Here is a 13,663-nt window from a genome sequence, read left to right on the forward strand (position 1 = left end):
GGCCCCCGCCCCGGGCGCGCGCCACCCACACCCGCGCCCCCCACCCCGCCCGCCCCTGCAGCGCCGCTTCCGGGCGCCCCACCACCCCCCCCCACCAGTTCAGGCCCACGAAGCGCTTCATGGGCCCAAGCGTAGCGTCAGTCCGCCACCAGCGCGGGGGTTTCCTTGCGCAGCGTCTCGCCCCGGAAGAACTCCGGCCGCACCAGGGCGTAGCAGGTCATCAGCACGGCGCCGAGCAGCAGGATGCCGACGCCGATGACGAACACCGAGCCGATGCCGAGGACGGCGCCGCTGCCGTAGTCGGGGGCCCAGGCGTCGGTGAGGGTCTGCAGGAAGACCCTGCTGAGCAGCACGCCGCCCAGGAACGGGGCGATGCCCTTGAGCACCAGGTCGCGCAGGCCGGTGCGCAGCGAGCGGCGGAAGTACCAGACGCAGGCGAAGGCGGTCAGCGCGTAGTAGAAGCAGATCATCAGGCCGAGCGCCAGGATGGTGTCCTGGACGACGTTCTCGCTGATCAGGCTCATGCCGACGTAGAAGACGGCGGTGGCGACGCCGGCCGCGACGGTGGCGTAGCCGGGGGTGCGGAAGCGCGGGTGGACGGCGCCGAAGCGCGGCGGCACGGCGCGGTAGGCGCTCATCGCGAGCAGGGTCCGGGCCACCGGGATGAAGGTGGTCTGCAGGCTGGCGGCCGCGCTGGCCACCACGGCCAGGAAGAGCAGGATGCTCCACGGCGATCCGAGCACCGGGCGGGCGAGCGCGGCGAAGACGTTGTCGGCGGTCCCCGGGTTGCCGAGGCCGTTGCCGGTGGTGCCGACGCCCGCGAACATCTGGGCGGCGATCGCGACCAGCAGGTACGAGCCGACCAGGGCGACCATGGTGACCATCGCGGCGCGGCCGGGGGTCTTGGCACTGCCGAGGGTCTCCTCGTTCATGGTCAGGCAGGTGTCCCAGCCCCAGTACATGAAGATCGACAGCGACAGCCCGGCCGTGAACGCGCTGAACGAGCCGACCTGGAACGGGTCGAGCCAGGAGAAGGAGAAGCCGATCGAATCGGGCAGGTCGCCGGCGGTGGCCTTGCCGACGGCGATCCCCGAGAAGAGCAGCAGCACGGCCAGCTGGAGTCCCACCAGGCCGTACTGGAACCACTTGGTGGCGGTCATCCCCCGGTAGCTCATCGCGGTGGCGCCGGCGATCAGCAGGACCACGGTCAGCAAGTGGACGGCCTGGTTCCCGTCGAGGCCGGCGACCCGGTCGCTGCCGGTCATCTCGCCGAGCATCAGGTAGAGGAAGTCGGTCGCCACCCCGGCCAGGTTGGAGAGCACGATGATGGTCGCGACGGTCAGTCCCCAGCCGGCCATCCAGCCGACCCGGGGGCCGAAGGCCTTGACCGTCCAGGTGAAGGACGTTCCGCAGTCCGGGAAGTCCTTGTTCAGCTCCTTGTAGGCGAACGCGACGAGCAGCATCGGCAGGAAGCCCGCCAGGAACACCGCGGGCATCCGGACGCCGACCGCGGTGACGGTCGGACCGAGCGTCGCGGTCAGGCAGTAGACCGGGGCGACGGTCGAGACGCCCAGCACCGCACTGCCCAGCAGGCCCACGGAACCGCCCCGTAGGCCCTTGTCCCCCGCTCCCCCGGCCGTCCCCGGGTCGGGGACTCCACCACTGGTGCCACTGACCGGGGCACCCTGCGGAGCTCCGGGCGCCATTGCCCGGCCGCTGCTCGTGTGCTCTGAGAGCTGCTGATCAAACACCAGCGCACTCTAAGTGCGGACACGGAATGTTGAATAGACCAACTCTTGGTGATTTTATGCACTGCCGATGACCTTTGCTTTCCCCTGACCCCCCCCTGGGCCCTCTCCTGGACTCCCCCGACGGGAGCGCCCGATCGACGGCAAGATAGGTTTGCCTCACCTAACTTCGATCCGACTCGACCGTGAAGGAGCGTCGCGTGGCCCCCACCCCCGACGACCTGGCCCTCGCCCCCCGCACCCCCAGCCGTCGCAGGTTCCTCACCGCCGGGATCGCCGGCGGAGCGGTGCTCGGCCTCGGCGGCCTGCTCACCGCCTGCGGCGGAGCGGGCGGTTCGGGCGGATCGGGCGGCTCCGGCGGCTCCGGCGGCTCCGGCGGCTCCGGCGGATCGGCTGCGAGTGGCGGGTCCACGCCCGACCAGAAGTCGGTCAAGCAGGGCGGCGACGACTACGCCACGGTGATCGAGAAGATGAAGGCCTTCGGCACCGACGCCGCCCCCGGCGTCTACCCGCGCACCGTCAGGCACGCGATGGGCGAGACCGTCATCCCGGCGAGGCCCACCCGGGTCGTGGTGCTGGACACCGGCGAACTCGACAACGTCGTCTCGCTCGGCATCCGGCCGGTCGGCGTCGTCCACACCGACGGTTCCAAGTCCATGCCCTCCTACCTCAAGGACAAGGCCGGCACCCCGGCCGCCGTCGGCACCATCAACAGCCTCAACCTGGAGGCGATCGCGGCGCTCAAGCCGGACCTGATCCTCGGCAGCCGACTGCGCGCCCAGGACCAGTACGCGCAGCTGTCCAAGATCGCGCCGACCGTCTTCTCCCTGCGCCCCGGCTACCCCTGGAAGGAGAACTTCCTGCTCAACGCGAGCCCGTTCGGCCTGGAGACCGAGGCCCGGGCGCAGCTCGACGCGTACCGGGCGGCGGCCACCGCGATCGGCGCCGCGCTCGGCGACAAGCGGCCCACCATCACGCCGCTGCGCTTCATGCCGGACCGCACCCGGCTCTACGCCGAACTCTCCTTCATCGGCACCATCCTCACCGACGTACCGCTGCCGCAGCCCACGATCGAACAGGTCAAGGAGCTCGCGGTGGAGGTCAGCCCGGAGCAGATCGACAAGGCCGACGCCGACTGGATCTTCTACGGCGTGTACGGCAGCCCCAGCTCGACCAACCAGGACGCGGTGCTGGGCGGGGCGCTCTGGAAGACCCTCGGAGCGGTCAAGTCCGGTCAGGCCCGGCCGGTTTCGGACGAGACCTGGTTCCTCGGGCTCGGCGTCATGGCGGCGAACGCGGTGCTCTCCGACCTCAAGGGGTTCGTCGCACCCGCGAACTGACCGGGCGCCGCCGGCAGGGGGCGGAAGACGGGCCGCGACGCTTCGGCGGTCCCGCAGTGGTCCGCGGACGGTCTCCCGGTGATCTCCGCGGGCCTCTCCCGCCCACCGCCGGGTCCGGCGCTTGGAGCTGGTCGCGCCGTGCGGGAGGATCGTCGGGACCGTCCCCCGAAGGGCCCGCCGATGACCTCGCTCCACCCCACCGCAACCGACCCGTCCCTGCCCGGCCCGCCCGGGGACGACGCCGGGTCCTCACCCCCGGCCGCCGTGCCCGGAGCGGCCGCCGCGACCGGTCCGACGTGCTCGATCGCGACCGTCACCGAGGGCGGCGCAGTCACCGCCGGACCCTCCGAGGGGGCGGTCCGTCAGGGCTCCGCCTACCGACTCGACTCGGTGCCCCGGCCGCGCAGCCGGGACGACGCGTACCTGCCCGCCGTTCCGGCGAAGGCCACCACGACGGCCCCCACGCCCACGGACGGCGATCCGACCGCGGCGCGCCTGCGCTCGGCGTTCGCCGAGCGGCTGCGGGCCGCACGCGCCCAGGGCCGTTCGATCGCCGAGCTGGCGGCGGCGTGCCGTCGACCGGTCGCCGAGGTTCGGGTGCTGCTCGGCGAGGCGACCGGAGACCGGACCGCCGCGCCCACACCCGCGGCCGCCCCCGTTCACGACCCCGAGACCGGAACCGTCACCGTCACCGCGACCGGAGCAGTGGACGGCGCGGAGCCGGAGATCCGGGCCGGGGGCGGACTCGGGACCACGGGCGAGGTCGGGTTCGTCCGGTTCCCGTCGGTCTCCGCGCAGCCGTCCGGGCCGGAGGACGGTCTCGCCGCGTCGGCGCAGCGTCCGGCGCACGATGACCTGTGGCCCCCGGCGTACCGGCGGCCGTCGCCCTCGCGCCGGCTGCGGCGGATGCACCCGCTGACCGCCCCGGACGGGCAGGGGGCGACCGCACGGGAGACGGCCGCGACCGGCCCGGCCGGGGCGCCCCTGCGTGCGGCCTCCCCGTGGACGGGTCAACCCGTCGGAGCGGCGGGCACGGCGGCGGACCGGGCTCCGTTCGGCGCCGGGGACGCGACCGCCCTGGGCGCCGGCGCCCCACCCGCCGACGCCCCGCACGCCGAACCGCCGCACGCCGAACCGCCGCTCGGCATCCTGATCGGCGGCAGCCCCGGCCAGCCCGAGGCCGTCGGCCGGCCGGGGGATCGGATGCCGGTCCGGGTGGTGGCCGAGCCGATCCGGGTCGGTCGCGGCACCAGCCTGGTGGTGCTGCCCTCCTGGCGCCCCGCCATCGCCGTCTCGGTGTCGACCGAGCAGCTGATCTCCGCGACCGGGCTCGGCATCGAGCAGCTCGCCGGCACCCGGCTGACGGTGCTGATGAACCCCGGCGCGCTGCACGACCGGGAGCTGGAACTGCACGGCTGGGAGCCCTGCCCGGCCGCACGGGGTCGACGCGGCGGGCGGCCCTAGGCTCCGTCCGGCCCGGCCCGGCCCGGTCCGGCCCGGTCCGGCCTCGTCCGGTCCCGGTACGGTCGGCGGGCACGTCTCGGGCCCGGGCACGGCGGCGGACCGGGCCCGTCTCGGGCCCGGCCGGTGCCCGCCGCCGGAGGTCAGCGGACCACCGGGGCGTTCGGGACGTACCCGAGGTCGACGGGTACGGGAGGGTTCCCGTCCGCTGCCCAGCCGGAGCGGACGGCGTCCAGCAGTTCCGGAAGCCGGGGCGGCCAGAGCGCATCGGCGTTCTCGTCGGCGAGGTCGGCCGGGGTCCACCAGCGCCAGTCGAGGATCCGGTCGACGGCGTGCACGGCGCTGACGTCGCCGACCGGGCCGCGGTGCGGTCCGCCGGTGAGGTAGACGTGCTCGTGCTGGCGGACCGGGGTGCCGTGCCAGGTGAAGTCGTGTTCCCAGGTGCAGAGCAGCGGGCCGGGTTCGAGGTCGGTCCAGCCGGTCTCCTCCCACAGTTCGCGCCGCGCGCCCTCCCACGGGGACTCGCCCGCCTCCAGGCCTCCGCCCGGCGGGGTCCAGTGGACGCCGACCTCGTCGTTCTTCGAACGGAACAGGAACACCGAGCCGTCCCCGTCCAGGACGACCGTACGGGCGGCCTGGCGGGGCACGCGTTTGCGGGGGCTCAGCAGACCGCGCATCGGATTTCGCATCGGATCACTCTCGCAGCGGCCGTCGGGGGCGTCGAGCGGATTCGTCCGTCCGGTCCGGCGACCGGGCGTTCCGCGCCGCCCGGCGCGGGCGCCGGACCCGTCCGCCGTACCCTGACGGCCATGTCCGTACCAGCGATCATCCTCCCCGCCGATCCGCTCAACCCGCGCCGGCCCGATCCGCACTTCGCCTGGGAGGCCCGGCTGCTGCGGGAGTCGGGCGGGGAGCACCACCTGGTCGACCACGACGCGCTGCTCGCCGGACGGGCCGGGGAGGCGGTCCGGTGGGTGCCGCGGGACAGCGGCCCGCTCTGGTACCGGGGCTGGATGCTCCCCTCCGCCCGCTACGCGGACTTCGCGGCCGCGCTCACCGCGCGCGGCGGCAACCTGCTGACCAGCGCGCCCGGTTACGCGGCGGCGCACGAACTGCCCGGCTGGTACGGCGTGTTCGAGGGGGCGACGCCGGACAGCGTGTGGATCCCGTCCGACGGACCGGTGGCGCCAGGGCCGGAGGAACTGGCGGCGGCCGCGGCCCGGCTCGGCGGGAGCGGTCCGGCGATCGTCAAGGACTACGTGAAGTCACGCAAGCACGAGTGGCACGAGGCCTGCTACGTAGCCGAGTTGGCCGACCTGGCGGCCGTCGGACGGGTGGTGGAGCGGTTCGTCGAGCTGCAGGGCGAGTTCCTGGCCGGCGGGGTGGTGCTGCGGCGATTCGAGGAGTTCGAACGCGTCGACGGCGGCGTGGAGGGCACCCGTGGCAGCGCGGAGCGCACCGGGAACGGCGGGAACGCCGGGCCGGGTGCGGGCGGGCGGGCCGTGGAGGCCCGGGTGTGGTGGCTGGACGGCCGGCCGGTCCTGGTCGGACCTCACCCGGACGCCCCGCACCGGAGCGTCGAGCCCGACCTCACCGAGGTCCGGGCGCTGGTCCGGGCGCTCGGCTGCCGTTTCGTCACCACCGACCTCGCCAGCCGGGCCGACGGCTCCGGCTGGCGGGTGGTCGAGGTGGGCGACGGACAGGTGAGCGAGCTGCCGCGCGGGATCGACCCGTCGGGGCTGCTGACCTCGCTCATCACCGTCTGACGGCCCGTCGCGGGACGGGCCGCCGGGCGGCTTCCGAACGGGGCGCCCCCGGAAGCGGCGCGGAGCTCCCGGACGGGCCGCCCACCCGGCGCGGCTGCCCGCCGGCGCGGCTACCTGCCGGGACGGTTCGACCGCGCGCCGGGACGGGTCGGCCACGCGCTACCCGGCGGGGACGGTCTCGGCCGCCGGGTGGCCGTCCGCGATGAACGCCTGCCAGAGCCGGGCGTACGTGCCGCCCCGGGCGAGCAGTTCGGTGTGGGTGCCGTCCTCGACCACCCGGCCGTGGTCCAGCACGATCACCCGGTCGGCGCGTTCGGCGGTGGTCAGGCGGTGGGCGATGACCAGGGTGGTGCGACCGCCGCTGAGCCGGTCCGCGGCGTGGTTGACCGCCGCCTCGGTGGCCAGGTCGAGCGCCGCGGTGGCCTCGTCGAGCAGCAGCACGTCCGGGTCGACCAGTTCGGCCCGGGCCAGGGCGATCAGCTGGCGCTGGCCCGCCGAGAGGTTGCGGCCGCGGCCGGCCACCTCGTGGTCGTAGCCGCCCGACAGCCGGACGATCATGTCGTGCGCGCCGACCGCCCGGGCCGCCGCCTCCACCTCCGCCGCCGAGGCGCCCGGACGCCCGTACGCGATCGCCTCGCGGACCGTGCCCGCGAACAGGTAGGCCTCCTGCGGCACCACGCCCAGGCGGTGGCGGTACTGCGCCAGGTCGTAGCGGGTGAGGTCGACCCCGTCCACCCGGACGGTGCCCTCGGTCGCGTCGTAGAACCGGGCGACCAGCTTCACCAGCGTCGACTTCCCGGCGCCGGTCTCGCCGACCAGCGCCACCGTCTGCCCGGCCGGGATGTGCAGGTTCACGTCGGTCAGCACGGTCGGGGCGCCGTCCGCGCCACCGTTGTAGGCGAAGCCGACCCCCTCGAAGTCGATCTCGCCGCGCAGCCCCTTGGGCACCGGGACCGGGTCGGCCGCCGCGGCCGTCGTGGTCGGGGTGCGCAGCAGCTCGCGGATCCGGCCGAGGCCCACCGAGGCCTGCTGGTAGCCGTCGAAGACCTGGGACAGCTGGTTGACCGGCGCGAAGAACAGGTCGATGTAGAGCAGGTAGGCGACCAGCGCGCCGACCGTCAGCGTCCCGGCGTCGACCCGGGCGGCGCCGACGATCAGCACCAGCGCGGCGGCCACGCTGGAGAGGAACTGGACGAACGGGAAGTACAGCGAGATGTACAGCTGCGCGCGGACCCGGGCCTCGCGGTAGGCGACGCCGCGGGCCACGAAGCGGTCGGTGTTGGTGTCCAGGCGGCGGAAGGCCTGGACGATCCGCATGCCGGCCACGTTCTCCTGCAGGTCGGCGTTGACGGTGCTGATCAGGTCGCGGGAGCGCTCGTACTGGTCCTTGGACTTCCTGCGGAACACCAGGGTCGCGATCACCAGCAGCGGCAGCACGGCGAAGACCACCAGGGCCAGGCCGGCGTCGATGATCAGCAGGGCCGCGAAGATCCCGGCGAAGGTCAGCAGGCTGACCACGGCGGTGACCATGCCGGTCTGCAGGAAGGACGTCAGCGAGTCCAGGTCGGTGGTCATCCGGGTCATGATCCGCCCGGTCAGCTCGCGCTCGTAGTAGTCCAGGCCGAGCCGGTTGAGGTGGGCGAAGATCTTGAGCCGGAGCGTGTAGAGGACCCGCTCGCCGGTGCGTCCGCTGATCCGGTTCTCGGCGCCCTGCACCACCCAGTCCAGCAGCACCACGACCAGCGCGGTGAGCGAGGCCACCGCGACGCCGGACATCAGGCCCTTGCGGACGCCCTCGTCGATGCCGTGCCGGATCAGCACCGGCAGGACCAGGCCGGCCGCCGCGTCCAGGGCGACCAGCAGGAGGGCGATCAGCAGCGGGACCCGGAAGGGGCGCAGCAGGCGGCTCAGGGCGAAGTCGGGGTCGCCGGCCTCGGCCTCGGCGCGCGGGACGGCCGGGGTGTCGGTGGCGGGCGGCAGGGACGCGACCTGGGCGAGCAGGTCGGCGTCGGCGGTGCGGGCGGCCTTGGCCAGGGCCGGGGTGGCCAGGGCGGGCGCGGGGAGGCCGGGGGCGTTCGGGTCCGGGGTGGCTGTCTGCCCGGTGGCCGGGGAGGCCTGCGGTTCGGCCGGGGCTGCCGTTGGTGCTGCGGTCGGTGCTGCGGCCGGGGCTGTGGCCGCGGCTGTGGCGGGCGCCGCGACCGGGGTGCCGGTCGGCGTCGCGGAGGAGGCGGGCTCGGCGGTGCGGCCCGCCTCGGGGTCGGTGATCAGGGCCCGGTACCGGGGACATCGGGCGTCGAGTTCCTCGTGCGTCCCGATGTCCAGCAGCCGGCCGTGGTCCAGGACGGCGATCCGGTCGGCGAGCTGGAGGGTCGAGCGCCGGTGGGCGATCAGCAGCGTGGTGCGGCCGGTCATCACCGAGCGCAGCGCGTCGTGGATCTCCGCCTCGACCTGCGGGTCCACCGCCGAGGTGGCGTCGTCCAGCAGCAGGATCCGGGGGTCGGTGAGGATCGCCCGGGCCAGGGCGATCCGCTGGCGCTGGCCGCCGGAGAGGGTCAGGCCCTGCTCGCCGACCTTGGTCTCGTACCCGTCCGGGAGCGCGCGGACGAACTCGTCGGCCTGGGCGGCGCGCGCGGCGGCGACGACCTGCTCGTCCGTGGCGTCCGGACGGCCGTAGGCGATGTTGGTGCGGACCGACTCGGAGAAGAGGAAGCTCTCCTCGGGGACGATGCCGACGGTGGCGCGGACCGAGTCCAGGGTGAGGTCGCGCAGGTCGTGGCCGTAGAGCCGGACGCTGCCGGCGGCCGGGTCGTAGAAGCGCGGCACCAGCTGGGCCACCGTCGACTTGCCGGAGCCGGAGGCGCCGACCACGGCGAGGGTCTCGCCGGGGGCCAGCCGCAGGCTGAGGCCGTGCAGGACGGGGACGGGGTGCTCGGGGTCGTAGCGGAACTCGACCTGGTCGAACTCCAGGGCGACGTCGGGGTTCCGGGGGCCGACGGCGGTGCCGTGCGGGGCGGTGCCCCCGGGGGTGGTGTCCTGTCCGGGGCCGTCCGGCGCAGTGGCGTCCCGCGTGAAGTCCAGGGTCAGCGCGTCCGGGCGTTCCTGGACCAGCGGGCGCTCGTCGATCAGCTGCAGGACGCGTTCCACGCCCGCCCGGGCCTGCTGGCCGACCGTGATGATCATGGTCAGCATCCGCACCGGGCCGGTCATCTGCGCGACGTAGGTCGAGAAGGCGACGAAGGTCCCGAGCGAAACCTGGCCCTCCACCGCCAGCCAGCCGCCGAAGGCCAGGACGGCGACCTGGGCGAGGGCCGGAACGGCCTGCATCGCCGGGTTGTAGCGCGCGTTGAGCCGGATCGAACGCAGCCGGGCCGCGAACAGGTTGTGGGAGGCCTGCTCCAGCTTGTCCAGCTCCTGGGCCTCCTGGCCGAAGCCCTTGACCACCCGGACGCCGCCGATCGCGCCGTCCACCACACCCGCGACGGCGGCCGCCTCCTGCTGGGCGGCCCAGGTGGAGGGGAACAGGCGCTTGCGGCTGAACGCGGAGACCCACCACAGCGCGGGCGCCATGACCAGGGCGACCAGGGTGAGCGGCGGGGACAGCCAGACCATCACGACCAGCGACATGGCGAACATCAGCAGGTAGCCGGTCATCATCGGCACCATCGAGAGCAGGCCGTTGACCAGCTGGAGGTCGGAGGTCGCACGCCCGACCACCTGGCCGGTGTCCAACCGGTCCTGGCGGTGGCCGTCGAGTCGGCCGAGCGAGCGGAACAGGTCACTGCGCAGGTCGTGCTGGACGTCGAGGGCGAGCCGGCCGCCGTAGTAGCGGCGGACCTGGGTGCACCCGAAGACCACCACGGCGGCCAGCAGCAGCACCACCGCCCAGGGGGCCAGCGAACGGGTGTGGGCGACGATGACGTCGTCGATGATCAGCTTGGTGACCAGCGGCACCAGCGCGGTGACGGCCATGCCGAGCAGCGAGGCCCCGAAGGCGAGCAGCAGGCTGCGGCGGGACCGCCAGCTGTACCCGACCAGGCGGCGCAGCCAGCCGGCGGGCTCGGTGCGCGCGTCGGTGGCGTCCGCCCCGGCGGCGGGCTCGTTGGCGGAGACCTCCGGCATCGTCGGGCCGGGGGCCGGTGGGCCGCTCGGGGATTGCTCCACCGTGGATCCGTGAGTCTCAGGCATATTTAGGGATGCTAACCATTTCGTCGAGTGGCCGCCACGGCGTTTCCGACCCGGGTGGGTTCGGGGCGGGCCGGGGGCGGCCCGGATCGTCCGGTCCGGCGGACTGGGCAACATCCCGCGGCCTGCGGAGATTCCCGCTCGAACATCCGCGCGGCCCCGTCGGCCCCGTCGGCCCGTCGGCCCCGTCGCCCCGGTCGAGCGCCGTGTGCCTCCAGCGTCGCCGACGATCCGCCGAACGCCCAGCGGCCGGGGACGGGCAGGCGCCCTCCTTTGGGCCTAGGGCTTGGCCGCCGGCACGGAGTGCGCGGAACAGGCCCGGGGCCCGGCGGGCGGGAAGGGCGGACGGGCAGGGCGGGAAGGGCGCGGGAAGGACGGGACGTGCGGGACGTGCGGAGCCCGGCCGGACTCAGTCGGTCACGGTCGCGGAGCCCGCGGCCGCGGAACCCGCGATCGACGAACCCACGGACCCCGGGCTCGCGACCGCCGCGTCGGCGGCAGCGGCGAACGCGCCGTGGGCGAGCGTGTGCAGCAGGGCGGCCATGCCGTCCCGCTGAAGACCGGAACGCTCGCCCTGAGTGGAACGCTCGCCCTGGCCGGAGCGCTCGCCCTGGCCGGGGTTCGAGCCGAGGCTGTGCGGAGTGGAGTTGATCAGGCCGAAGACGGCGTGCACGGCGGCCCGCGCCACCGGCTCGGCGGCGGGGTCGGCCAGTGGCGGGTAGGCCTGCCGGACCACGTCCACCCAGAGTTCGACGTAGCCGCGCTGGAGGCGGCGGACGGTGCGGCGGTCCTCCTCCTTGAGGTTCAGCAGCTCACGGTCGTGCAGGGTGATCAGGTCGCGGTCGTCCAGGGCGAATTCGACGTGGCCGCCGATCAGCGCGTCCAGCGCGGCGGCCGGACCGTCGCCGCCGCCCGCCCGGCGGCGCCCCTCCTCCAGCAGGCGCTCGCTGATGCCGATCAGCAGGTCGGCGAGCATCGCGTCCTTGCCGGCGAAGTGGCGGTACAGGCCGGGACCGCTGATCCCGACGGCCTTGCCGATCTCGTCCACGCCCACGCCCAGGAAGCCCCGGGCGGCGAACAGGCGCGCGGCCTCCCGGCGGATCTGGTCGCGGCGTGGGAGCGCGGAGGCTGTGGGGACGTTCGGCATGCCGCCCATCGTAGACAGTCGGGTTATCCGTCGTTAACCTGGGCGGCGTAAGTTAACGTTAATTAACGTGGATTTCCATGGGCGCACCTGGCGCCCGCCTGGTGCCGAGGGCAAGGGAGCTCTTGGAAATGGTCGTCTCAACCGCCGGCGTACCCACCGGCCTCCAGATCAGTGCAGCGAACGGCACGTCGGCGGCGCCGACCGCCGTACCGCCCGGAGCCGCCGCACCGGCTCCCCGGCTCGGCACCTCCGTCGACCCGGGCTCCGCGGCCTACCGCGCCAACACCGAGGCGCACCTGGCCCTGGTCGCCGAGCTGCGCGCGAAGCTCGACGCGGCCGCCCTGGGCGGCGGTGCCAAGGCCCGCGCCCGGCACACCGCGCGCGGCAAACTCCTCCCCCGCGACCGGGTGGACACCCTGCTCGACCCGGCCTCGCCCTTCCTGGAGCTGGCCCCGCTGGCCGCCGACGGGATGTACGACGGCGCGGCGCCCGCGGCCGGGGTGATCGCCGGCATCGGCCGGGTCGCCGGGCGCGAGGTGGTGGTGGTCGCCAACGACGCCACCGTCAAGGGCGGCACCTACTACCCGATGACGGTGAAGAAGCACCTGCGCGCCCAGGAGGTCGCGCTGGAGAACCGGCTGCCCTGCGTCTACCTGGTGGACTCCGGCGGCGCCTTCCTGCCGATGCAGGACGAGGTCTTCCCGGACCGCGACCACTTCGGCCGGATCTTCTACAACCAGGCCAGGCTCTCCGCCGCGGGCATCCCGCAGATCGCGGCCGTGCTCGGCTCCTGCACGGCCGGCGGCGCGTACGTCCCGGCGATGAGCGACCAGGCCGTGATCGTCCGCAACCAGGGCACGATCTTCCTGGGCGGGCCGCCGCTGGTGAAGGCCGCCACCGGCGAGGTGGTCACCGCCGAGGAGCTGGGCGGCGGAGACCTGCACTCCCGCACCTCGGGCGTGACGGACCACCTGGCCGAGGACGACGCGCACGCCCTCTCCATCGTCCGCACGATCGTCGCCGGGCTCGGCCCGCGGGCGGAGAAGCCCTGGCCGCTCGCTCCGGTCGAGCCGCCGGCCGTGGACCCGGCGGGCCTGTACGGGGCCGTCCCGGTCGACCCGCGCACGCCCTACGACGTGCGCGAGGTGATCGCCCGCCTGGTGGACGGCAGCCGCTTCGCCGAGTTCAAGGCCGAGTACGGCGCGACCCTGGTCACCGGCTTCGCCCGGATCCACGGCCACCCGGTCGGCATCGTCGCCAACAACGGCGTGCTGTTCTCCGAGTCGGCCGTCAAGGGCGCCCACTTCATCGAGCTGTGCGACCAGCGCGGCATCCCCCTCCTCTTCCTGCAGAACATCACCGGCTTCATGGTCGGCCGGCAGTACGAGGCGGGCGGCATCGCCAAGCACGGCGCCAAGATGGTCAACGCCGTCGCCTGCACCCGCGTCCCGAAGCTGACCGTGGTGATCGGCGGCTCGTACGGAGCCGGCAACTACTCGATGTGCGGCCGGGCCTACTCGCCGCGCTTCCTGTGGATGTGGCCGGGCGCCAAGATCTCCGTGATGGGCGGCGAGCAGGCGGCCTCCGTCCTCGCCACCGTCCGCCGCGACCAGCTGGAGGCGCACGGCGAGCAGTGGCCCACCGAGGCGGAGGAGGAGTTCAAGCGCCCCGTCCGCGAGCAGTACGAGCGCCAGGGCAACGCCTACTACGCCTCCGCCCGGCTCTGGGACGACGGCGTGATCGACCCGATGGACACCCGCACCGCCGTCGGCCTCGCGCTCACCGCCTGCGCCAACGCCCCGCTGGCACCGCCCGCCCCGTACGGCGTCTTCCGCATGTGACCCCGGCGGGACACCCCGGCGTTCGTGACCCCCTTCCCTTCCGGGTGTGACGACCGTTCCCGGGTGTGACGTCCGCGGCGGCCGGGCCCCACCCGGCCCGCGCCCCCCCCCCCCCCCCCCCCACCCAAGGTCAGCGCCCCCCCGACCCCGCGGAACCCACCCCAGTTGGACCACCGTG

General features: G+C 74.3%; 8 protein-coding genes. 4 read left to right on the forward strand and 4 right to left on the reverse strand.

What is annotated here, in order from left to right:
* Positions 1 to 137: 137 nt before the first annotated feature.
* On the reverse strand, positions 138 to 1,706 hold the full coding sequence (locus tag ACFV0O_RS36325; RefSeq protein ID WP_380348388.1) for an APC family permease: 1,569 nt from the start codon (positions 1,704 to 1,706) through the stop codon (positions 138 to 140).
* 242 nt (positions 1,707 to 1,948) lie between these two features.
* On the opposite strand from ACFV0O_RS36325, the gene ACFV0O_RS36330 reads away from it, so the two are divergent.
* Both ACFV0O_RS36330 and ACFV0O_RS36335 read left to right on the forward strand, forming a co-directional pair.
* On the forward strand, positions 1,949 to 3,088 hold the full coding sequence (locus ACFV0O_RS36330) for an ABC transporter substrate-binding protein (protein WP_380348344.1): 1,140 nt from the start codon (positions 1,949 to 1,951) through the stop codon (positions 3,086 to 3,088).
* A 180-nt stretch (positions 3,089 to 3,268) separates the two neighbouring features.
* Positions 3,269 to 4,552, forward strand: a complete 1,284-nt coding sequence (locus ACFV0O_RS36335) for a hypothetical protein (RefSeq protein ID WP_380348346.1) — start codon at positions 3,269 to 3,271, stop codon at positions 4,550 to 4,552.
* A 140-nt stretch (positions 4,553 to 4,692) separates the two neighbouring features.
* Here the strand turns inward: ACFV0O_RS36335 and ACFV0O_RS36340 are convergent, their stop codons facing one another.
* Positions 4,693 to 5,238, reverse strand: a complete 546-nt coding sequence (locus ACFV0O_RS36340) for an NUDIX domain-containing protein (protein WP_360253147.1) — start codon at positions 5,236 to 5,238, stop codon at positions 4,693 to 4,695.
* Positions 5,239 to 5,358: 120 nt separating this feature from the next.
* Between ACFV0O_RS36340 and ACFV0O_RS36345 the strand changes: the two genes are divergently transcribed.
* Entirely contained in the window at positions 5,359 to 6,315 is a 957-nt protein-coding gene (locus tag ACFV0O_RS36345) for an ATP-grasp domain-containing protein (RefSeq protein ID WP_380348348.1), read from the forward strand.
* Positions 6,316 to 6,474: 159 nt separating this feature from the next.
* On the opposite strand, the gene ACFV0O_RS36350 is transcribed toward ACFV0O_RS36345, so the two are convergent.
* Positions 6,475 to 10,434: an ABC transporter ATP-binding protein gene (locus ACFV0O_RS36350; protein ID WP_380348390.1), complete on the reverse strand. Its 3,960-nt coding sequence runs from the start codon at positions 10,432 to 10,434 to the stop codon at positions 6,475 to 6,477.
* Positions 10,435 to 10,906: 472 nt separating this feature from the next.
* A complete protein-coding gene (locus ACFV0O_RS36355) occupies positions 10,907 to 11,644 on the reverse strand; it encodes a TetR/AcrR family transcriptional regulator (RefSeq protein ID WP_380348350.1) in 738 nt (245 codons plus the stop codon).
* Positions 11,645 to 11,772: 128 nt separating this feature from the next.
* Here ACFV0O_RS36355 and ACFV0O_RS36360 point away from each other — a divergent pair, with 128 nt between their 5' ends.
* Positions 11,773 to 13,485 carry a carboxyl transferase domain-containing protein gene (locus ACFV0O_RS36360; protein ID WP_380348352.1) on the forward strand — a complete coding sequence of 571 codons (1,713 nt, stop codon included), beginning with the start codon at positions 11,773 to 11,775 and terminating at the stop codon, positions 13,483 to 13,485.
* Positions 13,486 to 13,663 lie beyond the last annotated feature (178 nt).

It is taken from the genome of Kitasatospora sp. NPDC059577, assembly GCF_042735475.1.
GTDB lineage: Bacteria > Actinomycetota > Actinomycetes > Streptomycetales > Streptomycetaceae > Kitasatospora.

Coding starts and splice junctions, on each gene's coding strand:
- ACFV0O_RS36325 (WP_380348388.1), bottom strand. CDS start 1,706: ATGGCGCCCGGAGCTCCGCAGGGTGCCCCGGTCAGTGGCACCAGTGGT.
- ACFV0O_RS36335 (WP_380348346.1), top strand. CDS start 3,269: ATGACCTCGCTCCACCCCACCGCAACCGACCCGTCCCTGCCCGGCCCG.
- ACFV0O_RS36340 (WP_360253147.1), bottom strand. CDS start 5,238: ATGCGAAATCCGATGCGCGGTCTGCTGAGCCCCCGCAAACGCGTGCCC.
- ACFV0O_RS36345 (WP_380348348.1), top strand. CDS start 5,359: ATGTCCGTACCAGCGATCATCCTCCCCGCCGATCCGCTCAACCCGCGC.
- ACFV0O_RS36350 (WP_380348390.1), bottom strand. CDS start 10,434: ATGCCGGAGGTCTCCGCCAACGAGCCCGCCGCCGGGGCGGACGCCACC.
- ACFV0O_RS36355 (WP_380348350.1), bottom strand. CDS start 11,644: ATGCCGAACGTCCCCACAGCCTCCGCGCTCCCACGCCGCGACCAGATC.
- ACFV0O_RS36360 (WP_380348352.1), top strand. CDS start 11,773: ATGGTCGTCTCAACCGCCGGCGTACCCACCGGCCTCCAGATCAGTGCA.